Source organism: Streptomyces sp. NPDC059900, assembly GCF_050270335.1.
GTDB lineage: Bacteria > Actinomycetota > Actinomycetes > Streptomycetales > Streptomycetaceae > Streptomyces.
Genome location: NZ_JBNNJZ010000030.1, coordinates 1 through 19,737, shown reverse-complemented (window position 1 = coordinate 19,737; position 19,737 = coordinate 1). Strand labels below are relative to the sequence as shown.

General features: G+C 70.5%; 22 protein-coding genes. 16 read left to right on the top strand and 6 right to left on the bottom strand.

Annotated elements, in window-relative coordinates:
- Positions 1 to 27: 27 nt before the first annotated feature.
- Positions 28 to 1,194, bottom strand: coding sequence for a YihY/virulence factor BrkB family protein (locus tag ACQKIP_RS07480; protein WP_365858683.1), 1,167 nt, complete (start codon positions 1,192 to 1,194; stop codon positions 28 to 30).
- A gap of 17 nt (positions 1,195 to 1,211) precedes the next feature.
- On the opposite strand from ACQKIP_RS07480, the gene ACQKIP_RS07475 reads away from it, so the two are divergent.
- The 16 genes from ACQKIP_RS07475 (at position 1,212) to ACQKIP_RS07400 (ending at position 16,100) form a co-directional block, all read left to right on the top strand.
- Complete coding sequence (locus tag ACQKIP_RS07475) at positions 1,212 to 2,849, top strand: acyl-CoA dehydrogenase family protein (protein WP_365858681.1); 1,638 nt, start codon at positions 1,212 to 1,214, stop codon at positions 2,847 to 2,849.
- A gap of 224 nt (positions 2,850 to 3,073) precedes the next feature.
- On the top strand, positions 3,074 to 4,369 hold the full coding sequence (locus tag ACQKIP_RS07470; protein ID WP_365858679.1) for a GAF domain-containing protein: 1,296 nt from the start codon (positions 3,074 to 3,076) through the stop codon (positions 4,367 to 4,369).
- An 84-nt stretch (positions 4,370 to 4,453) separates the two neighbouring features.
- Complete coding sequence (locus ACQKIP_RS07465; RefSeq protein WP_365858677.1) at positions 4,454 to 5,017, top strand: GNAT family N-acetyltransferase; 564 nt, start codon at positions 4,454 to 4,456, stop codon at positions 5,015 to 5,017.
- 123 nt (positions 5,018 to 5,140) lie between these two features.
- The gene (locus ACQKIP_RS07460; RefSeq protein WP_323178717.1) at positions 5,141 to 5,224 is read left to right on the top strand and encodes a putative leader peptide; all 84 of its coding nucleotides are present in this window, start codon (positions 5,141 to 5,143) and stop codon (positions 5,222 to 5,224) included.
- A gap of 116 nt (positions 5,225 to 5,340) precedes the next feature.
- Complete coding sequence (locus ACQKIP_RS07455) at positions 5,341 to 7,038, top strand: nitrite/sulfite reductase (protein WP_365858675.1); 1,698 nt, start codon at positions 5,341 to 5,343, stop codon at positions 7,036 to 7,038.
- Positions 7,035 to 7,214 carry a hypothetical protein gene (locus ACQKIP_RS07450; RefSeq protein ID WP_365858673.1) on the top strand — a complete coding sequence of 60 codons (180 nt, stop codon included), beginning with the start codon at positions 7,035 to 7,037 and terminating at the stop codon, positions 7,212 to 7,214. Before ACQKIP_RS07455 ends, ACQKIP_RS07450 begins: the two co-directional genes overlap by 4 nt.
- The gene (locus ACQKIP_RS07445; RefSeq protein ID WP_365858671.1) at positions 7,211 to 7,924 is read left to right on the top strand and encodes a phosphoadenylyl-sulfate reductase; all 714 of its coding nucleotides are present in this window, start codon (positions 7,211 to 7,213) and stop codon (positions 7,922 to 7,924) included. The genes ACQKIP_RS07450 and ACQKIP_RS07445 overlap by 4 nt, the downstream gene beginning before the upstream one ends.
- Positions 7,924 to 8,511 (top strand): adenylyl-sulfate kinase, encoded by a 588-nt coding sequence (gene cysC, locus ACQKIP_RS07440; protein WP_365858669.1) that lies wholly within the window; start codon positions 7,924 to 7,926, stop codon positions 8,509 to 8,511. Before ACQKIP_RS07445 ends, cysC begins: the two co-directional genes overlap by 1 nt.
- Positions 8,508 to 9,446 (top strand): sulfate adenylyltransferase subunit CysD, encoded by a 939-nt coding sequence (cysD, locus tag ACQKIP_RS07435; protein WP_365858667.1) that lies wholly within the window; start codon positions 8,508 to 8,510, stop codon positions 9,444 to 9,446. Before cysC ends, cysD begins: the two co-directional genes overlap by 4 nt.
- A 2-nt stretch (positions 9,447 to 9,448) precedes the next feature.
- Positions 9,449 to 10,822 carry a sulfate adenylyltransferase subunit 1 gene (locus ACQKIP_RS07430; RefSeq protein ID WP_365858665.1) on the top strand — a complete coding sequence of 458 codons (1,374 nt, stop codon included), beginning with the start codon at positions 9,449 to 9,451 and terminating at the stop codon, positions 10,820 to 10,822.
- A 228-nt stretch (positions 10,823 to 11,050) separates the two neighbouring features.
- Entirely contained in the window at positions 11,051 to 12,181 is a 1,131-nt protein-coding gene (locus ACQKIP_RS07425; RefSeq protein ID WP_365858663.1) for an aliphatic sulfonate ABC transporter substrate-binding protein, read from the top strand.
- 36 nt (positions 12,182 to 12,217) lie between these two features.
- Positions 12,218 to 13,009: an ABC transporter ATP-binding protein gene (locus ACQKIP_RS07420; RefSeq protein WP_365858661.1), complete on the top strand. Its 792-nt coding sequence runs from the start codon at positions 12,218 to 12,220 to the stop codon at positions 13,007 to 13,009.
- Positions 12,996 to 13,907: an ABC transporter permease gene (locus ACQKIP_RS07415; RefSeq protein ID WP_365858659.1), complete on the top strand. Its 912-nt coding sequence runs from the start codon at positions 12,996 to 12,998 to the stop codon at positions 13,905 to 13,907. Before ACQKIP_RS07420 ends, ACQKIP_RS07415 begins: the two co-directional genes overlap by 14 nt.
- 6 nt (positions 13,908 to 13,913) lie before the next feature.
- Positions 13,914 to 14,675: a sirohydrochlorin chelatase gene (locus tag ACQKIP_RS07410; protein WP_365858657.1), complete on the top strand. Its 762-nt coding sequence runs from the start codon at positions 13,914 to 13,916 to the stop codon at positions 14,673 to 14,675.
- Positions 14,676 to 14,686: 11 nt separating this feature from the next.
- Entirely contained in the window at positions 14,687 to 15,544 is an 858-nt protein-coding gene (locus ACQKIP_RS07405) for an SCO6745 family protein (protein ID WP_365858655.1), read from the top strand.
- Between the two features lie 46 nt (positions 15,545 to 15,590).
- On the top strand, positions 15,591 to 16,100 hold the full coding sequence (locus tag ACQKIP_RS07400; protein ID WP_365858652.1) for a GNAT family N-acetyltransferase: 510 nt from the start codon (positions 15,591 to 15,593) through the stop codon (positions 16,098 to 16,100).
- Here ACQKIP_RS07400 and ACQKIP_RS07395 read toward each other — a convergent pair.
- The 5 genes from ACQKIP_RS07395 to ACQKIP_RS07375 form a co-directional block, all read right to left on the bottom strand.
- The gene (locus tag ACQKIP_RS07395; protein WP_365858650.1) at positions 16,093 to 16,743 is read right to left on the bottom strand and encodes a DsbA family protein; all 651 of its coding nucleotides are present in this window, start codon (positions 16,741 to 16,743) and stop codon (positions 16,093 to 16,095) included. The genes ACQKIP_RS07400 and ACQKIP_RS07395 overlap by 8 nt on opposite strands.
- Positions 16,744 to 16,794: 51 nt before the next feature.
- Entirely contained in the window at positions 16,795 to 17,814 is a 1,020-nt protein-coding gene (locus tag ACQKIP_RS07390) for a ketopantoate reductase family protein (RefSeq protein WP_365858648.1), read from the bottom strand.
- Between the two features lie 33 nt (positions 17,815 to 17,847).
- Positions 17,848 to 18,231, bottom strand: coding sequence for a DUF4440 domain-containing protein (locus ACQKIP_RS07385; protein ID WP_365858646.1), 384 nt, complete (start codon positions 18,229 to 18,231; stop codon positions 17,848 to 17,850).
- Positions 18,224 to 18,796 carry a DUF1697 domain-containing protein gene (locus ACQKIP_RS07380; protein WP_365858644.1) on the bottom strand — a complete coding sequence of 191 codons (573 nt, stop codon included), beginning with the start codon at positions 18,794 to 18,796 and terminating at the stop codon, positions 18,224 to 18,226. Before ACQKIP_RS07380 ends, ACQKIP_RS07385 begins: the two co-directional genes overlap by 8 nt.
- 125 nt (positions 18,797 to 18,921) lie before the next feature.
- Positions 18,922 to 19,737 (bottom strand): S8 family peptidase (locus ACQKIP_RS07375; protein WP_427742440.1); only part of this gene is annotated, 816 nt, incomplete at its 5' end.

The following is a 19,737-nucleotide window of genomic DNA, read 5'->3' as shown; positions in this document are numbered from 1 at the left end:
CGGCGGAGCCGGTGATGACGTCCGCCCCTACTCCGGAGGAGGCTGCTCGCTGTTGCTCCCGCTGCTGCCGCCCCCGCCGGAGGGCTTCTTGACGTGCGTGCGCAGGCGGGAGGAGACGTCGTCCGGGGGGAGGAAGCGGGACCAGCGTTCCGGGAACTCGGAGGGCATGTCCTGGTCGTCGGGATCGGCGGACGCCTCACGCGCCGCAGCGGCACGGGCCACCACCTCCACCGCCCGCGCCTCCCGTATCCGGTCGTTGGCCGCGCGCGCCGCCGCCGTGGCGACGGAGGGCCACACCCGGTCGATGGCGGCGTTCACCGCGGCCCCCACCAGGACCGCGAACGCGGACACGCCGATCCACAGGAGCACCGCCACCGGCGCCGCCAACGAACCGTAGATCGTGGGCCCTTCGACCGTGCTGGTCAGGTAGATCCGCAGCAGGAAGCTGCCGAGCACCCACATGCCAAGGGCGATCAACGCCCCCGGCATGTCCTCCACCCAGGGCGACCGCACCGGCACGGACACGTGGTACAGCGTCGTCAGGAACACCACCGACAGGAGCGTCACCACGGGCCAGTACAGGACCTGGACCACCGTCGTCGAGCCCGGCACCAGATTCACCACCGCATCGGGCCCCGCCACCATCAGCGGCAACGCCACCGAACCGATCAGCAGCGCCACGATGAACAGGCCGAACGCGAGCAGCCGGGTCTTGACGATGCCGCGGGCGCCGTCCAGGCCGTACATGACCGTGATCGTGTCGATGAAGACGTTCACGGCGCGCGAGCCCGACCACAGGGCGAAGAGGAAGCCGATGGAGATGACGTCGGGGCGGCCGACCCGCATGACGTCCTCCAGTATCGGCTGCGCGATCTGGCTGACGCCCTTGTCGGAGAGGACCGTGCGGGACGCCTCCAGGATGTTGTTCTCCACGCTGGCGATCGTGTTCGCGCCGGTCCACCGGTCCACGTACGCAAGCAGGCCGATCAGGCTCAGGAGCAGCGGTGGCACGGAGAGCAGCGTGAAGAACGCCGCCTCGGCCGCGAGACCCAGGATCCGGTATTCGACGCACGAGTTGACCGTGTCCTTGAGCAGCAGCCAGGCAGTCCTGCGCTTGGAGACGTTGCTGTAGAGAGCGCGGGCCCGGTTCCAGCGGCCGCTCGGCCTCCCGGGTGTTTCTTTTGCCTGGTGCACCTCCTTACCGTAGCGGCATGGCAGCCACCACCCACACAGTGACCAACCAGGCTCCGCCCCTGGTGGGATATGACGTCTTTACGTCTGACCGGGCTCTCGCAGAGGGAGTCGAACGGCATCTCGATCCCGCACTTCTCGGTGACGCGCGCGAGCAACTCTCCGAACTCGGGCGTACGGCGGGATCGGTCCAGGCGCGGGAATGGGGGTTTTCGGCCAATGAGAATCCGCCCGTTCTGCACACCCATGACCGCTATGGGAATCGCATCGACGAAGTCGCCTTCCATCCCTCGTGGCACCGGCTGCTCGGCAAGGCGGTGTCGGCGGGCCTGACCGCGGCCTGGTCACGGCCGGGCGGTCATCTGCGGCGCGCGGCCGGATTCCTGGTGTGGACGCAGGTCGAGGCGGGGCACGGCTGTCCGATTTCGATGACGCACGCGGCGGTGCCCGCGCTGCGGGCCGATCCGGCGCTCGCCGCCGAATGGGAGCCCCGGCTGACTTCTCCGGTCTACGACGAAGGTCTGCGCCCCGCGTCGCAGAAGGCCGGAGTGCTCTTCGGGATGGGCATGACGGAGAAACAGGGCGGAAGTGACGTGCGGGCGAATACGACACGCGCGCGTGCTCTCGCGGAAGAAGGCGCCTATGAACTCACGGGGCACAAGTGGTTCTGTTCCGCACCCATGTCCGACGGTTTTCTCGTGCTCGGCCAGGCCGACGCGGGACTCACGTGTTTTCTCGTGCCACGTGTGCTCGACGACGGCACCCGTAACGCCTTCGCCATTCAGCGCCTGAAGGACAAACTGGGAAATAAGTCGAATGCGTCCAGCGAAGTCGAGTTCGACGGGACGTGGGCGCGCCGGGTCGGCGAGGAGGGGCGCGGGGTGCGCACCATCATCGACATGGTGGCGGCCACGCGGCTCGACTGTGTCGTGGGCTCGGCGGCGCTGATGCGGCAGGCCGTCGCGCAGGCCGTGCACCACGCCACGTACCGCGAGGCGTTCGGCGGCAAGCTCGTCGACAAGCCGCTGATGCGCAACGTACTGGCGGATCTGGCCCTGGAGTCGGAGGCGGCCACGACGCTCGCGCTGCGGCTCGCGGCGGCGTACGACGACGGGAGCGAGCAGGAGCGGGCGTTCCTGCGGATCGCCGTCCCGGCCGCGAAGTACTGGGTGACCAAGCGCTGCACGCCGCTGGTGGTGGAGGCCCTCGAAGTGCTCGGCGGCAACGGATACGTCGAGGAGTCGGGGATGCCGCGGCTGCTGCGCGAGTCGCCGCTCAACTCGATCTGGGAGGGCTCGGGCAACGTACAGGCCCTCGACGTGCTGCGCGCGCTGCAACGGGAGCCGCAGGCCCTGAACGCCTTCCTCCAGGAGGTCGGTCTCGCGCGCGGCGCCGATCACCGCCTGGACGGCGCGATCAAGGCGCTCCTGACCGAACTGGCCGATCTGGACGGCATCGAGGCGCGGGCCCGCCGGCTCACCGAACGGATGGCACTCGTGCTCCAGGGTTCGCTGCTCGTGCGGTACGCACCCCCGGAGGTGGCCGACGCGTACTGCGCCTCACGGCTCGGCGGGGACTGGGGTTCGGCCTTCGGAACACTGCCGCACAGCCTCGATCTGGCGTCCGTGGTGGAGCGGGCGGCGCCCGGCGGGAACTAGCGCGATACGCGGGGGTGGTGCTGCGCCGACACGGCACCACCCCCGCGTTCAAGCCCCGTTGAGGAGCGTCGGCGCCGCGTGAACGGCGTCGGACATCAGCTTCGGACGCCGTGCGCCTGTCGGCGAGAGTTGCAGACCGTTGCAGTCATCGGTTCTTTGCCGGACTACATCGGTTCATTACTGAACCAACACCCTTGCCGCCGCTGACGGGGCACGATGGGTGGATGGCGACCTCGGCCTCCACGATTGACCTCGCGCGGATCTCCTCCATGGACTGCACGCAGGCCGCGCGGCTGCTCGCGAGCGTGCGCCACGCCACGCTGAACGGACAGCGGCCGCGGGTGCTGCCCCGCCCGGTGATCCAGGAGTCCTGGGGGCGGATGCTGCTCGGCGGGGTCGACCCGGACCGGGACTTCCGCTCGCAGCTGCTCGGCGTCGAGGAGCTGGAGGCCCGTCGGCGGGCGTCGCCGCTCGCGGAGGTCATGCCGTTGCTGCGGGACGCGCTCGTCTCGGTGGCGGACGCGGCGCACCACATCATGGTCGTCTGTGACGCCGAGGGCCGGGTCCTGTGGCGCGAGGGCAACGCCACGGTGCTGCGCAAGGCGGACTCGCTCGGCTTCGAGCTGGGCGCGGACTGGAGCGAGGGCGTCGTCGGCACGAACGGCGTGGGGACGCCGCTCGTCGTGCGCCGCCCCGTGCATGTGTTCTCCGCCGAGCATTTCGTGGAGACGCACCACCAGTGGACGTGCACGGGCGCCCCCGTCACCGATCCCCGTGACGGGCGTCTGCTCGGCGTGGTCGACATCAGCGGTCCGCTGACCACCATGCATCCCACGATGCTCGCCCTGGTCGACTCGGTGGCCAAGCTCGCCGAGGCCCGGCTGCGGGAGAACCACGCCTCGGCGCTGGACCGGCTGCGCTCGGTGGCGGCGCCGGTCGTCGCCCGCCTCGAGGGGCGCGCCGTCGCGGTGGACTCCCATGGATGGACGGCGGCGATCACGGGAATGCCGCCGACGAATCGTTTCGCCTTGCCCGGCTCCCTGGCCGCGGGCCACACCTGGCTGCCCTCGCTCGGCCCCTGCGCGGTGGAGCCGCTGCCCGGCGGCTGGCTGCTGCGTGTCGAGGAGGAGCCGCAGCCGCCGGCCGCGCGGCGGCTCGTCCTGGACGTGCGGGCGCCGCGGCGCTGGTCGGTCACCGTGGAGGGCGGCAGCGCGGGCGGCTGGACCCATGAGCTGAGCCCGCGCCACGCCGAGCTCCTTTTCCTGCTGTGCACGCACCGCAAGGGCCGCAGCGCCTCGGAGCTCGCCGAGGACATGTTCGGCGACCCGGCCCGTACGGTGACGGTCCGCGCCGAGCTCTCCCGGGTCCGCCGCTATCTGGGCAACCTCCTGGCCCACCGCCCCTACCGCTTCCCCGAGGACGTGGACGTGGACGTGCTCCTCCCCGACCACCCCGCGAACCTGCTCCCGCATTCGACGGCCCCGGCGGTGCGCGCGGCGCGCAGGGTGCCCGAGCCTTGAATGCCGGGGTGAGATCCCACCGCGTCGCACGTCGGGGCCGCCCCGCCTTGGCCGGTACCCCCGCCCCGTGATTCTCTGACCGGCATGAGCCTCACTGTCACCACCTGGTCCCTGGAGCAGACCGCTCCCGGCGATCTGCTTCCCGCCGCCGCGCCCGAGGGCGACGACGTGCGGATCGTCCGGGCCCAGATTCCCTCCCCGGAGTTCAGCCGCTTCCTCTACGCCTCCGTGGGCGGCGACATCCGCTGGACGGACCGGCTCTCCCTCTCTTACGCACAGTGGCAGGAGCAGCTCGGGAAGCCGGGCGTGGAGACCTGGGTCGCGTACGAGAAGGGGACACCCGCCGGGTACGTGGAGCTGGCGGCGCAGGACGGCGGTGTCGTGGAGATCGTGTACTTCGGGCTCATCCCGGCCTTCCGGGGGCGCCGGATCGGCGGGTATCTGCTCTCGTACGGGGTGCGGCGGGCCTGGGACCTGGCCGAGCGCTGGCCGGAGCTGGTGGCGACCAAGCGGGTGTGGCTGCACACCTGCTCCAAGGACGGCGAGCACGCCATGGACAATTACCTGCGGCGGGGCTTCAAGCTGTTCGACACGATGGTCGAGCAGGAGCCCGATGTCGCCACTCCCGGGCCGTGGCCCGGCGCCTAGCCCTCCGCGCGAACGAGGCCCGAGTGGGTGACTGAAACCACAGTGTCTCGCATTTCGAGACCCTCACGTCCACATATTGGATAATGGTGGACTGGGCCGAAAGTCCCGTGACACGCTTCCGTCATGGATCGCACTGGAATTGCCTTGGTGAGTCGGCGTCACGTCGATCTCTGCCGCATGTCCAGCGCCATGTGTCCGGCGAGCTGACAGCACCAGCGCCGACGACTTCCCCCGCTTCATCACTCCCCTGCGCACCGCCGCGCCCTCTGCGCGAAGTGTGCAGGTGAGAGCCGCCCTCAGCCCGCCTTGAAGGACGTATAGCCATGGCTGCCACCCCCGAAAAGCCCACGACTGCCGCGCCCCGGCGCAAGGCGAGCCGTCACCGTGGTGAGGGCCAGTGGGCCGTTGGCCACTTCACGCCGCTCAACGGCAACGAACAGTTCAAGAAGGACGACGACGGTCTCAATGTGCGGACACGCATTGAGACGATCTACTCGAAGCGCGGCTTCGACTCCATCGACCCGAACGACCTGCGCGGCCGTATGCGCTGGTGGGGGCTCTACACCCAGCGCCGCCAGGGAATCGACGGCGGCAAGACGGCCGTCCTGGAGCCCGAAGAGCTGGACGACGAGTACTTCATGCTGCGGGTCCGCATCGACGGCGGACGCCTCACCACCGAGCAGCTGCGCGTCATCGGCGAGATCTCGCAGGAGTTCGCACGCGGCACCGCCGACCTCACCGACCGGCAGAACGTCCAGTACCACTGGATCCGCATCGAGGACGTCCCCGAGATCTGGGAGCGCCTCGAAGCCGTCGGGCTGTCCACGACCGAGGCCTGCGGTGACACGCCCCGCGTCATCCTCGGCTCGCCGGTCGCCGGTGTCGCCGAGAACGAGATCATCGACGGCACCCCCGCGATCGACGAGATCAGCCGCCGCTTCATCGGCAGCCCGGAGTTCTCGAACCTGCCGCGCAAGTTCAAGACGGCGATCTCCGGCTCGCCGCAGCTGGACGTCGCGCACGAGATCAACGACATCGCCTTCGTCGGTGTCAACCACCCCGAGCACGGCCCCGGCTTCGACCTCTGGGTCGGCGGCGGCCTCTCCACCAACCCCAAGCTGGGCGTGCGGCTCGGCGCCTGGGTGCCGCTCGACGAGGTGCCGGACGTGTGGTCCGGCGTCATCGGCATCTTCCGCGACTACGGCTACCGCCGGCTGCGCACCCGCGCCCGCCTGAAGTTCCTGGTCGCCGACTGGGGCCCCGAGAAGTTCCGGCAGATCCTCCAGGACGAGTACCTCAAGCGCGAGCTCCTCGACGGGCCCGCGCCCGAGCAGCCGGCCGGCACCTGGCGCGACCACCTCGGCGTGCACAAGCAGCAGGACGGCCGCTTCTACGTCGGCTTCGCACCCCGCGTCGGACGCGTGGACGGCGCGACGCTCACGAAGATCGCCGATGTCGCCGCGGCCCACGGCTCGGGCCGTCTGCGTACCACCGCCGAGCAAAAGATGATCGTGCTCGACGTCGAAGAGGCGCAGGTCGAGTCGCTCGTGGCGGGGCTCGAAGCCCTCGACCTGCGGGTGACGCCCTCCCCCTTCCGGCGCGGCACCATGGCCTGCACCGGCATCGAGTTCTGCAAGCTGGCGATCGTCGAGACCAAGGTGCGCGGCGCCACGCTCATCGACGAACTGGAGCGCCGCATCCCGCAGTTCGACCAGCCGATCACCATCAACATCAACGGCTGCCCGAACGCCTGCGCCCGCATCCAGGTCGCCGACATCGGCCTCAAGGGCCAGCTCGTCCTGGACGACGAGGGCAACCAGGTCGAGGGCTTCCAGGTGCACCTCGGCGGTGCGCTGGGCCTGGAGGCCGGGTTCGGCCGCAAGGTGCGCGGCCTGAAGGTCACGTCGGCCGAACTGCCCGACTACGTCGAGCGGGTCCTCACGCGCTTCCAGGAGGAGCGCGCGGACGACGAGCGCTTCGCCACCTGGGTGGCCCGTGCCAGCGAGGAGGCCCTCAAGTGAGCGAGCGCGCCGCCCCCTTCCACTGCCCCTACTGCGGCGACGAGGACCTGCGCCCCAACGAGACCGGTCACGGCGCCTGGGAATGCGCCGCGTGCAATCGAGCCTTCCAGTTGAAGTTCCTCGGGCTGCTCGCCCGGGGAGTTCAGCGCAACGACGTCGGAGGGGAAGAGATATGACGACCGCTCAGGTCCAGGAGCAGCGTACGGACGACGAGTTGAAGGCGCTCGCCGAGCAGGCGGGGCGGGACCTGGAAGACGCCTCGGCCCTTGAGATCCTGCGGTGGGCCGTGGACACCTTCGGCGAGCGCTTCTGCGTGACCTCCTCCATGGAGGACGCCGTCGTCGCCCACCTCGCCTCGCGGGCCCGCCCCGGCGTGGACGTCGTGTTCCTCGACACCGGCTACCACTTCCCGGAGACGATCGGCACGCGTGACGCCGTCGCCGCCGTGCTGGACGTCAACGTCATCACGCTCACGCCGAAGCAGACGGTCGCCGAGCAGGACGCCGAGTTCGGCGCGAAGCTGCACGACCGCGATCCCGACCTGTGCTGCGCCATGCGGAAGGTCAAGCCCCTTGAGGAGGGCCTGACTTCGTACGCCGCGTGGGCGACCGGTCTGCGCCGCGACGAGTCCCCGACCCGGGCGAATACCCCGGTCGTCGGCTGGGACGAGAAGCGCCGCAAGGTCAAGATCTCCCCGATCGCCCGCTGGACGCAGGACGACGTGGACGCCTACGTCACCGAGCACGGCGTCCTGACCAACCCCCTCCTGATGGACGGCTACGGCTCCGTGGGCTGCGCGCCCTGTACCCGCCGCCTCCTGGAGGGCGAGGACGCGCGCGCCGGACGCTGGTCGGGCAACGCCAAGACCGAGTGCGGGATCCATTGATGACACAGCCGCACGAAGCCGCAGAGTCCCGACACGTATCGGAGAAGCACGTGACCACCGGAGCCACCATCTGGCTCACCGGCCTGCCCAGCGCGGGCAAGACCACCATCGCGTACGAACTGGCGGGCAAGCTCCGCGACGAGGGCCACCGGGTCGAGGTGCTCGACGGCGACGAGATCCGCGAGTTCCTCTCGGCGGGCCTCGGCTTCAGCCGCGCGGACCGGCACACGAACGTGCAGCGCATCGGCTTCGTCGCCGAACTGCTCGCCCGTAACGGCGTGAAGGTCCTGGTGCCGGTGATCGCCCCGTTCGCCGACAGCCGCGAGGCGGTGCGGGGACGCCACCAGAAGGGCGGCACGCCCTACCTGGAGGTCCACGTCGCCACGCCGGTGGAGGTCTGCTCCGTACGCGACGTGAAGGGGCTGTACGCCAAGCAGGCGGCCGGTGAGATCTCCGGTCTCACCGGGGTCGACGACCCCTACGAGGCACCCGAGTCACCCGATCTGCGCATCGAGTCCCAGGACCAGACCGTGCAGGAGTCCGCGGCGGCCTTGCGCGCGCTGCTCATCGAAAGGGGTCTGGCATGACCACGACCGTGGCCACCGTGAGCGAGGGCACCGACAGCCCGTACGCGCTCAGCCACTTGGACGCCCTTGAGTCCGAGGCAGTGCACATCTTTCGCGAGGTGGCGGGCGAGTTCGAGCGGCCGGTGATCCTCTTCTCCGGCGGCAAGGACTCGATCCTCATGCTGCACCTGGCGCTGAAGGCCTTCGCCCCCGCGGCGATCCCCTTCTCGCTCCTCCACGTGGACACCGGGCACAACTTCCCCGAGGTCCTCGCCTACCGCGACCGCGTGGTCGCCGAGCACGGCCTGCGCCTGCACGTCGCCTCCGTGCAGGACTACATCGACGCGGGCAAGCTGCGCGAGCGCCCCGACGGGACGCGCAACCCCCTCCAGACGGTGCCGCTCACCGAGAAGATCCAGAGCGAGAAGTTCGACGCGGTCTTCGGCGGCGGGCGCCGCGACGAGGAGAAGGCGCGCGCCAAGGAGCGGGTGTTCTCCCTGCGGGACGAGTTCTCGCAGTGGGACCCGCGCCGCCAGCGCCCCGAGCTGTGGCAGCTCTACAACGGCCGGCACGCCCCCGGCGAGCACGTCCGCGTCTTCCCGATCTCCAACTGGACCGAGCTGGACGTCTGGCAGTACATCGCCCGCGAGGGCATCGAGCTCCCCGAGATCTACTTCGCGCACGAGCGTGACGTGTTCCGGCGCTCCGGGATGTGGCTGACCGCCGGCGAGTGGGGCGGTCCCAAGGACGACGAGACCGTCGAGAAGCGCCTCGTGCGCTACCGCACGGTCGGCGACATGTCCTGCACCGGCGCCGTCGACTCCGACGCCACCACCCTTGACGCCGTCATCACCGAGATCGCCGCGTCCCGTCTCACCGAGCGCGGCGCCACCCGCGCCGACGACAAGATGTCCGAGGCCGCGATGGAAGACCGCAAGCGCGAGGGGTACTTCTAACCATGACCAGCACCACCGAACCCGACAAGGCGCAGCCGCTCTCGAACGAGCAGCTGTCGGCCACCACCCTGCTGCGCTTCGCCACGGCCGGTTCCGTCGACGACGGCAAGTCCACCCTCGTGGGCCGCCTCCTGCACGACTCCAAGTCGGTCCTCACCGACCAGCTCGAAGCCGTGGAGCGTGCCTCCGCCAGCCGCGGCGCCGAGGCGCCCGACCTGGCGCTGCTCACCGACGGCCTGCGGGCCGAGCGCGAGCAGGGCATCACCATCGACGTGGCCTACCGCTACTTCGCGACCCCGCAGCGCCGGTTCATCCTCGCCGACACCCCGGGGCACGTGCAGTACACCCGGAACATGGTCACCGGTGCCTCCACCGCCGACCTCGCCGTGGTCCTGGTCGACGCCCGCAACGGCGTCATCGAGCAGACCCGCAGGCACGCCGCCGTCGCCGCCCTCCTTCGCGTCCCGCACGTGGTGCTCGCCGTGAACAAGATGGACCTCGTCGCGTACGAGGAGACCGTCTTCGCGAAGATCGCCGAGGAATTCACCGCGTACGCGAGCCAGTTGGGGGTCCCGGAGATCACCGCGATCCCGATCTCGGCGCTGGCCGGCGACAACGTGGTGGAGCCGTCCTCCAACATGGACTGGTACGGCGGCCCCACGGTCCTGGAGCACCTGGAGACGGTCCCGGTCAGCCACGACCTGACCTCCTGCCACGCGCGCCTGCCCGTCCAGTACGTGATCCGCCCGCAGACCGCCGAGCACCCCGACTACCGGGGCTACGCCGGACAGATCGCGGCGGGCACCTTCCGGGTCGGCGAGTCCGTGACGGTGCTTCCCTCGGGCAAGACGTCGAAGATCTCGGGCATCGACCTGCTCGGCGAGCCGGTGGACGTCGCCTGGACGCCGCAGTCCGTGACGCTGCTCCTGGAGAGCGACATCGACATCGCGCGCGGCGACCTGATCGTGCCGAGCGGCGACCAGCCGCAGACCTCGCAGGACCTCACGGCGACGGTCTGCCATGTCGCGGACACGGCGCTGGCCGTCGGCCAGCGGGTGCTGCTCAAGCACACCACCCGCACGGTCAAGGCGATCGTCAAGGACATCCCCTCGCGGCTCACCCTGGACGACCTCTCCCAGCACCCGGCCCCCGGCGAGCTGGTCGCCAACGACATCGGCCGCGTCGTCATCCGCACGGCCGAGCCGATCGCCGTCGACTCCTACGCCGCGTCGCGCCGCACCGGGTCCTTCCTCCTGATCGACCCGGCCGACGGCACGACGCTCGCGGCGGGCATGGCGGGCGACGCCTTCGCCGAAACCGTCGAGACGGTCGAAGAGGCCAAGAAGGCGGCGGACGACGAGGGCTGGGACTTCTGACCATGACCTCCATCGACTACTTCTCGACCTTCGCGAAGGAGGGCGGCCGCATCGGCAGCGGCGCCCTCGGCAGCGGGCAGGGCGGGGTCGGGCGATGTGCGTGATGACGTACGCGCACTGCCTGCGCGCCCACACCCCCCGCGAGTTCGACCTGCGAAGACGAAAACCTGCCGATCTCCCGGCCGCGCCCTGACGGCGCAGGCCGGGCCAACGAGAGGACCACCTCCCGTGCCTGCCAGCTTCCGCGCTCCACGCACCACCGGCGGCCGCCGTGCCCTTGCCGCCGTGGCAGCCCTGCCACTGCTCGCCGTAGTGCTCACCTCCTGCGGCTACGGATCCAACGCGGCCGACGACAACGACAAGGCCGAAGTGGCCGCGGGTGCGAAGAAGATCGAGGGCCTGGACGAGGTGAAGATCGGGTACTTCCCGAACCTCACGCACGCCACCGCGCTCGTCGGTGACCAGGAGGGCCTGTTCCAGAAGGAACTGGGCGCGACGAAGGCCAAGTACACGCAGTTCAACGCGGGCCCCTCCGAGATCGAGGCGCTGAACTCGAAGTCGATCGACATCGGCTGGATCGGCCCGTCGCCCTCCATCAACGGCTACACCAAGTCCCAGGGCAAGAACCTGCGCATCATCGGCGGCTCGGCGTCCGGCGGCGTGAAGCTGGTGGTCAACCCGGACAAGATCAAGTCCCTGGACGACGTCAAGGGCAAGAAGATCGCCACGCCGCAGCTGGGCAACACCCAGGACGTCGCCTTCCTGAACTGGATCAAGGAAAAGGGCTGGAAGGTCGACGCGGAGAGCGGCAAGGGCGACGTCTCGGTGGTCCGCACCGACAACAAGATCACCCCTGACGCCTACAAGTCAGGCTCGATCGACGGCGCCTGGGTACCGGAGCCGACCGCGTCGAAGCTGGTCGCCGAGGGCGGCAAGGCGATCCTCGACGAGGCCGACCTGTGGCCGGACAAGAAGTTCGTGATCACGAACATCATCGTGTCGCAGTCGTTCCTCAAGGAGCACCCCAAGGTCGTCGAGGCCGTCCTGCGCGGTTCGGTGAAGACTAACCAGTGGATCAAGGACAACCCGGAAAAGGCCAAGGCGTCCGCCAACGCCGCCCTCAAGGAGGCGTCCGGCAAGGAACTGCCCGCCGACGTCATCGACCCGGCGTGGAAGTCCATCCAGACCACGGACGACCCGCTGGCCGCCACGCTCGACTCCGAGGCCGACCACGCGGTCAAGGCAGGCCTCCTGGACAAGCCGAACCTCAAGGGCATCTACGACCTGAGGCCGCTGAACAAGGTCCTGAAGGCCGAGGGCAAGTCCCCTGTCGACGACGCCGGTCTCGGCGTCAAGTAACCCCGGAATCAGACCAGTTCCCAGGAGGTGACGACCATGGCGACAAGCACCCTCGCCAAGGCGGCGGAGGACATCACGGCCGCCCCGCACGCAGCCCGGATCGAGCATGTCTCGAAGTCCTTCGCCACGCCCGCCGGGCAGCAGCTCGTCCTGGACGACATCACGCTCGATGTCGCTCCCGGCGAGTTCGTCACCCTCCTGGGGGCCTCGGGCTGCGGCAAGTCGACGCTGCTCAATCTGGTGGCCGGGCTCGACGAGCCGTCGGCGGGCGACATCGCCACCGACGGCCGCCCGGCCCTGATGTTCCAGGAGCACGCGCTGTTCCCGTGGCTGACCGCGGGCAAGAACATCGAGCTAGCCCTGAAGCTGCGCGGCGTCGGGAAGGCCGAGCGGCGCGAGCGCGCCGAGGAGCTCCTCGGTCTCGTACGGCTGCAAGGGGCGTACGGCAAGCGGGTGCACGAGCTGTCCGGCGGCATGCGCCAGCGGGTGGCCCTGGCCCGCGCCCTCGCGCAGGACAGCAAGATCCTGCTGATGGACGAGCCGTTCGCGGCGCTCGACGCGATCACGCGCGACGTCCTGCACGACGAACTGACCCGCATCTGGCGCGAGACCAACGTCTCCGTCCTGTTCGTCACGCACAACGTGCGCGAGGCCGTGCGCCTCGCCGAGCGCGTCGTGCTCCTCTCGTCGCGTCCGGGCCGGGTGGCGCACGAGTGGCGGGTCGACATCCCCCACCCGCGCCGCATCGAGGACCCCGCCGTGGCGGAACTGTCCGTCGAGATCACCGAACAACTGCGTGGGGAGATCCGCCGACATGGCAAGGACTGACACTCCGGTCGACAAGGTCGACACGACCGACCGGGACAGCAGCCAGGACCTGGCCGGTCTGGAGGCGGGCCTGGACGCGCTCGACGCGGTCCAGACCCGGCGTACGCCCTTCCGGCAGACCTTCGTCAAGAAGATCCTGCCGCCCGTGACCGCCGTCGTGCTCGTCCTCGTGGTGTGGCAGATCCTGGTGTGGGCGAAGGTCACCGACTCCTACAAGCTGCCCGCGCCCTCGGCCGTCTGGGACGAGGTGCAGGCAGCCTGGCTGGAGGGGACGCTCCTGGAGTACATCTGGACGTCCGTCTCGCGCGGTCTGCTCGGCTTCCTGATGGCGCTGGCGATCGGTACGCCGCTGGGCCTGATCGTGGCCCGGGTGCGGTTCGTCAGGGCGGCGATCGGCCCGATCCTGTCCGGCCTCCAGTCACTGCCGTCGGTGGCGTGGGTGCCGCCGGCCGTGATCTGGCTCGGCCTCAACGACCAGATGATGTTCGCGGTGATCCTGCTCGGCGCGGTCCCCTCGATCGCCAACGGCCTGGTCGCGGGCGTCGACCAGGTGCCGCCGCTGTTCCTGCGCGCGGGCCGCACCCTGGGGGCGACGGGCCTGCGCCACACCTGGCACATCGTGATGCCCGCGGCGCTGCCCGGCTACCTGGCCGGTCTCAAGCAGGGCTGGGCGTTCTCGTGGCGCTCGCTGATGGCCGCGGAGATCATCGCGCAATCCCCCGACCTGGGCATGGGGCTCGGGCAGCTCCTGGAGGCGGGCCGCACGAACAGCAGCATGTCCCAGGTGTTCTTCGCGATCTTCCTCATCCTGATCGTCGGTATCGCCATCGACCTGCTGATCTTCAGTCCCCTCGAGCGGCGCGTGCTGCGCAGCCGAGGACTCCTGGTGAGGAGCTGACCTGCCATGTACGGCCGTCCCGTCCTGCTCGTCGTCGCTCACGGCAGCCGCGATCCGCGGCATGCCGCGACGGTGCGCGCCCTGGTGCGACGGGTGCGGGAGCAGCGGCCGGGGCTGCGGGTGGAGACCGGTTTCCTGGACTTCGACTCGCCCTCGGTCCCCGAGGTGCTCGAATCCCTGGACGCCGAGGGCGTACGGGACGTGATCGCGCTGCCCCTGCTCCTCACCCGGGCGTTCCACGCGAAGTCGGACATCCCCGCGGTCCTGAGCCAGGCGCCGCCCCGCCTGCGTATCCGGCAGGCGGCGGTGCTCGGCCCCTCGCCGCTGCTCCTGACCGCTCTGGAGGAGCGGCTGTACGAGGCGGGCCTCACGCCCGCCGACAAGTCCTCGACCGGGGTCGTGCTGGCCGCGGCGGGGTCATCGGACCCGGAGGCGATCGCAGTGATCGCTGAAATCGCGCGGGAGTGGCGGCACACCGGTTGGTGCGCCGTGCGGCCTGCGTTCGCCTCCGCATCTCTGCCCCGCACGGAGGACGCCGTGCGGGAGTTGCGGGAACTCGGTGTGCGCCGGGTGGCGGTGGCGCCCTATGTCATCGCGCCCGGTTTCCTGCCGGACCGTATCGCGCGGGGCGCGGCCGACGCGGACGTCACCGCTCAAGTCCTGGGCGCGTCGGCCGGGTTGGCGCGGCTGCTCGTGCAGCGCTACGACGAGGCACGTTCTGGGTCCGGTGTGGTCGGGCGGGTGGCGCGGGTTCCCGTGCTGGCCTAGCTTGTGGGTTCATGACCCTCACCAGATCCCGGACGCTCTGGCTGCGGACCGAGCCTCTGCACGCAGTGATCTACTTCGACGAGCGCTGCCGCGATCTGGGCAGGTCGCTGGGCCTCAAGGGCTTCTGGATGGGCTATTTCGCGGCCCGTACGGCTCCCATGGGCCCGATCGAGGCGGGTCCGGCGACGGCCTCGCTGGGTGTCTTCGCCCCCGGCATGGTGGCGCGGGCCCTGCCATCCGCCTGGCAGTACGTGTCGCCGGGCCGGATCGTGGAGGAGCGCGCGGCCTGCACGGCGCGGGCCCTTCGCGCCCTGGTGCCGGGCATCGACGACCAGGCCGTCGCGCTGTGCCCGCCCCTGGCGGCGATGGTCGAGGACGCCCCTTCGCCGGCCCGCCCGCTGTTCGCGGCGAACCGGGACGTGAGCGACCGGACCGACCCGGTGCAGCGGCTGTGGCAACTGGTCACCTGTGTCCGCGAGTTCAGGGGCGACGCGCATGTCGCCGCGCTGGCCGACCACGGCCTGGACGCCTGCGAGGCGGTGGTGCTCGCCGCCGCCACGGGCCGCGTGGACCCGGACACCATCCGGCACGACAGGGGGTGGACCGAGCAGGAGTGGGAGCATGCGGTGGACCGGCTGCGCGGGCGCGGCCTGCTCGACGGGGACGGACACATCACCGAGCACGGCCGCACGGAGCGGGAGTTGATCGAGGACGCCACGGACCGCCTCGCGGCCCGGCTGCTGCGTCCGCTCGCGGCCAGGGACGCGGACGCGCTCCTGGCCGCACTCGAACGCCCGGTGCGGCAGATCCTCGCGGCGGGCCTCGTCCCGTTCCCCAATCCGATCGGGCTGCCGCGTCCCACGGCTTAGTCAATCCGGTTGCCGAAGGGCCGCTCGTGCCCCTACCGTCACGCCGATGACCCCCGTACTTCGTTCCGAACGCCTGAGCCTGTCCCCGTACGTCGCCGCCGACGAGGAACAGTTCGTCTCGCTGCTCCAGGACGAGGCCGTGGGGCGCTGGTTCGGGGACGGGATGCAGAGCGTGGAGCAGACCCATGCGCTGTTCCGCCGGATCTTCGGGCTCGTGTACGCCGAGAACCAGTTCCCGGTGTGGGCGGTGCGGCACGAGGGGCGCTATATCGGGCACGCGGAGATAAAGCCGTCGCCCGAGAGCTGGCTCGACGGCCACGAGATCGTCTACGGCCTCTTCAGGGGCAGCTGGGGCAAGGGCCTGGGCACGGAGCTGGCCCGGCTGCTCACCGCGTACGGCCACGAGACCCTGTCCCTGTCCGAGGTGCACGCGACGGTGGACGCCCAGAACACCGCGTCGCTCACGGTCCTCAAGCGCCTGGGCTATAAGCAGGGCCGGTCGGTCCCGGAGGACAACGGCCGTACGACGCTCCTGATGACCTCGGCGCTCAGCTGAAGTCCAGGCCTCCGGTGCGGGTGCGCTTCAGCTCGAAGAGGTCGGGGCAGCCCGCGAGCACCCGGAAGCTGTCGAAGAGCCGCACCGCGTCGTCGCCGCGCGGAATCGCCCGCAGCACGGGGCCGAACCAGACGGTGCCGTCGACGTGGATCGTGGGGGTGCCGACGTAGGCGCCCTCCTCGGGGTCCTTGCCCGCGTCATGGCTGCGGCGCACCGCGTCGTCGTACGCCGGGTCGTACGCGGCGCCGGCCAGGGCGGCGGGCAGGCCGGTCTCGGCCAGGGCTTCGGCGATGACCTGGTCGAAGTCCTCGTTCTTGTCCTGGTGGATGCGGGTTCCGAAGGCCGTGTAGAGGTCCCGGAGCACGTCCTCGCCGTGCTGCTCGGCCGCGGCGGCGGCGACCCGTACCGGACGGATCGACTTGTCGACGAGCTCCCGGTACCAGTCGGGCAGTTCGTTGCCGGTGTTGTGGAAGTACAGGCTCATCACGTGGAAGCGGAGGTCGAGGTCGCGGGCGCGCTCGACCTCCAGGATCCAACGGGAGGTGATCCAGGCGAAGGGGCAGGCCGGATCGAACCAGAAGTCGATGCGGGTCCGGGGAGCGGTTTCCCCGGAAGCCTTCGAGGTGTCTTCCGTCGTCGTCATGAGCCGACCCTACCGAGCAAATGGCGCACTCTTGTGGGCCATTCACCCTTACTACGGGCGGGCCAATTCCTCTGCCTGCGCCACCCGGCCCAGCAGTTCGGCCACCGTCATCGACCCCGCCTCGCGCCGTTCGCGCGCGAACGTGTTCGCCACGGCCTGAAGGGCGTCGTTCACCGGCGTCGGCACCGCGTGCAGGCGGCCGAGCAGCGCGATCTCGCCGTTGAGGTAATCCGCCTCGATGGTGCCCGTGCCCCGGCTCAGGCTCTGCCAGGACGAGCCGCCGCCGCGTTCCGAGCCGTCGAAGGGCTCGAAGCTGACGCGGTCGCCCCGCGCCTCCTTCTGCTCCTGCTCGCCCACCGCCTCGATGCCCGCGGCGGCGAGCACCGCCTCGCCCTCCGCGCGTGCCCGCCGGTAGAGAGCGATGGCCTCCTGGCCGGCGAGCACGCCCGTGACCGCCTCGATGGAGTTGGCGAGGTTGGCGAGCAGCTTCCCGTACTTCCAGCGCATCACGTCCGGCACGACGGGCGAGAGCAGCTTCGACTTCTCCAGATCGGCGGAGACGAGCCGGGCGGTGTCGTCCGTGCCCCCGGGGTAGCAGCCCAGATGCAGGATGCCCGTGTAAGGGGCACCCGCCGCGGAGACCGAGCCGGGCTCGACGTGGGTCGCGGGCAGCCAGACGCACATCCCGTACACCCGCCGGAAGCGGCGCAGCGCGATGCGCTCGCTCTCCACGCCGTTCTGCGCGCAGATCAGCGGAAGGACCTCGGCGGCCGTTCCGCCGCCGGCCACCGGGCGTCCGCTCCAGGCGTCGAGGGCCGCGGCGCAGTCCTGCGTCTTCACGGCGAGGAAGAGCACGTCGTCCGCGCGCAACTCGCCCAGTTCCTCCGGGGTCCGCACGACGGGCAGCCGGTGGACGGCCGTCCCGTCGGCCGTCCTGACCCGAAGGCCGTTCTCCCGTACCGCCTCGTAGTGCGCGCCCCGCGCGACGAGGACCACGTCATGGCCGCTCCCGGCGAGGCGTCCGCCCACCGTGCCGCCGATCGCCCCTGCTCCGATGATGATGTAGCGCATGGAGCCGAGCCTCGCACATCCGGCCGGGGAAGATCAGGTTTCCGACGGGCCGTCCGGGCCGAACGGGGTTCCCTGGTGGAACCAGAGCAGCCACTGGCCCTCGTGCCGTCGCCACAGCGAACTGCGGTGCGCCCTGCGGCCGTTGCTCTCGGTGTCGAAGGTCAGGTGGACGACGTCGTCGGCGAGTTCGACGCCCCGCATCCGGGAGGTCATGATCGGGCGGCCGGTGCGGTGCGTGTTCTCGCCGAGGGCCTTGATGATCGACTCGCGGTCCCAGGGGGTGCCGGAGGCGCCGAACTCGGTGAACTCCGGGTGCAGCAGCTGCGCGAGCAGTGCGGGCTGCGTACGCACCTCGGGGGCGAGCAGCCGCAGTTCGGCCTCGATGGCGGCGTCGACGGCGGGGGTCCGGTCAGCCATGGTCCGGCTCCCCGGTCAGTTCCACCAGCTTGGTGACGGTGTTCCAGTTGCGGGACGTGGCGATGACGCCCTTGAACAGGGCGGGGCGCGAGAGGACCTCGCCCAGCTTGGAGCGGCCGAGTCCGTCCGGCGTGTAGAGGTAGAGGGCACGGTCGCCGAGCCGGAACTCCTCGGGGAGGAACGCCGCCCGGTCGAGGCCGTCGAGCCGGGACGCGTCGACCGGCTCGGAGAAGTACGTGACGTGCAGCTGCTTTCCTTCGAGGGCGGACGCCGGGAAGGGGCAGGCGTCGGCGACCGCCTTCAGATAGGCGCCGTCGCGCACCAGGACGTCCACGGCGAAGCCGAAGTGCCCCTCGATGGCCTCGCTGACCCGCGCGGCCAGGGCGTCCTCTCCGCCGGCGTCATCGGCCGCGGTGGTGAAGACCGCGTTGCCGCTCTGCAGATGGGTGCGTACGTCGCCGAATCCGAGTCCGGAGAGCAGCGGACGCAACTCCCCCATCGGCACCTTCTTCTTGCCGCCCACGTTGATGCCGCGCAGGAGCGCCGCGTATGCCTTGACCGTCATCCGCACACCATAAGACGGCCGCCGCGCCCCGTGGGGGTGGGCGCGGCGGCCGCCTGCCCTGTGGGTGCTGCCCGGCCGGGTGCGTGTCGTGGGGGTATGGCCCGGCCGGGTGCGACTGCCAGGTGTTACTCGACGACCTTGAGCAGCTTGTTGGGCGTGCCCTCGCTCGGGTTCGAGATCTTGTCGGCGGTCGCGCCGTCGGTCAGCGCCTTGGAGACGGCGTCCGGCTTGGCGTCCGGGTGGGCGCCGAGGTAGACGGCCGCTGCGCCCACGACGTGCGGGGTGGCCATCGACGTACCGGAGATCGTGTTGGTGGCGTCGTCGCCCGTGTTCCAGTCGGACGTGATGTCCGAGCCCGGGGCGTAGATGTCCACGACCTTGCCGAAGTTGGAGAAGTCCGACTGCTCGTCGTCCTTGGTGGAGGAGGCGACCGTGATGGCCTCCTTCACGCGGGACGGGGAGCCCTGACCGGCGTCCGAGGACTCGTTGCCGGCCGCGACCGCGAAGGTGACGCCGGAGGCGATGGCCTTCTGGACCGCCGCGTCGAGCGCCTCGTCGGCGCCGCCGCCCAGGCTCATGTTGGCGACCGAGGGGCCCTCGTGGTTCTTGGTGACCCAGTCGATGCCCGCGACGACCTGCTCGGTGGTGCCGGAGCCCTGGTCGTCCAGGACGCGGACCGCGACGATCTTCGCCTTCTTGGCGACGCCGTGCGCCTCGCCGGCGATGGTGCCCGCGACGTGCGTGCCGTGGCCGTTGCCGTCGTCCGCGTTGTCGTCGTTGTCGACGGCGTCGAAGCCGGAGGTGGCACGGCCGCCGAAGTCCTTGTGGCTGACGCGGACACCGGTGTCGATGACGTACGCCGTGGCGCCCTCACCGGCCGCGTCGGGGTACGTGTACTTCTTGTCGCCCGCGGTGTCGTCCTGGTCGATGCGGTCCAGGCC

Excerpts from the sequence above, each read along its gene's own strand:
- ACQKIP_RS07475 (WP_365858681.1), top strand. The coding sequence starts at position 1,212 with ATGGCAGCCACCACCCACACAGTGACCAACCAGGCTCCGCCCCTGGTG.
- ACQKIP_RS07470 (WP_365858679.1), top strand. The coding sequence starts at position 3,074 with ATGGCGACCTCGGCCTCCACGATTGACCTCGCGCGGATCTCCTCCATG.
- ACQKIP_RS07465 (WP_365858677.1), top strand. The coding sequence starts at position 4,454 with ATGAGCCTCACTGTCACCACCTGGTCCCTGGAGCAGACCGCTCCCGGC.
- ACQKIP_RS07460 (WP_323178717.1), top strand. The coding sequence starts at position 5,141 with ATGGATCGCACTGGAATTGCCTTGGTGAGTCGGCGTCACGTCGATCTC.
- ACQKIP_RS07455 (WP_365858675.1), top strand. The coding sequence starts at position 5,341 with ATGGCTGCCACCCCCGAAAAGCCCACGACTGCCGCGCCCCGGCGCAAG.
- ACQKIP_RS07445 (WP_365858671.1), top strand. The coding sequence starts at position 7,211 with ATGACGACCGCTCAGGTCCAGGAGCAGCGTACGGACGACGAGTTGAAG.
- cysC (WP_365858669.1), top strand. The coding sequence starts at position 7,924 with ATGACACAGCCGCACGAAGCCGCAGAGTCCCGACACGTATCGGAGAAG.
- cysD (WP_365858667.1), top strand. The coding sequence starts at position 8,508 with ATGACCACGACCGTGGCCACCGTGAGCGAGGGCACCGACAGCCCGTAC.
- ACQKIP_RS07430 (WP_365858665.1), top strand. The coding sequence starts at position 9,449 with ATGACCAGCACCACCGAACCCGACAAGGCGCAGCCGCTCTCGAACGAG.
- ACQKIP_RS07420 (WP_365858661.1), top strand. The coding sequence starts at position 12,218 with ATGGCGACAAGCACCCTCGCCAAGGCGGCGGAGGACATCACGGCCGCC.
- ACQKIP_RS07415 (WP_365858659.1), top strand. The coding sequence starts at position 12,996 with ATGGCAAGGACTGACACTCCGGTCGACAAGGTCGACACGACCGACCGG.
- ACQKIP_RS07410 (WP_365858657.1), top strand. The coding sequence starts at position 13,914 with ATGTACGGCCGTCCCGTCCTGCTCGTCGTCGCTCACGGCAGCCGCGAT.
- ACQKIP_RS07405 (WP_365858655.1), top strand. The coding sequence starts at position 14,687 with ATGACCCTCACCAGATCCCGGACGCTCTGGCTGCGGACCGAGCCTCTG.
- ACQKIP_RS07400 (WP_365858652.1), top strand. The coding sequence starts at position 15,591 with ATGACCCCCGTACTTCGTTCCGAACGCCTGAGCCTGTCCCCGTACGTC.
- ACQKIP_RS07395 (WP_365858650.1), bottom strand. The coding sequence starts at position 16,743 with ATGACGACGACGGAAGACACCTCGAAGGCTTCCGGGGAAACCGCTCCC.
- ACQKIP_RS07390 (WP_365858648.1), bottom strand. The coding sequence starts at position 17,814 with ATGCGCTACATCATCATCGGAGCAGGGGCGATCGGCGGCACGGTGGGC.
- ACQKIP_RS07385 (WP_365858646.1), bottom strand. The coding sequence starts at position 18,231 with ATGGCTGACCGGACCCCCGCCGTCGACGCCGCCATCGAGGCCGAACTG.
- ACQKIP_RS07380 (WP_365858644.1), bottom strand. The coding sequence starts at position 18,796 with ATGACGGTCAAGGCATACGCGGCGCTCCTGCGCGGCATCAACGTGGGC.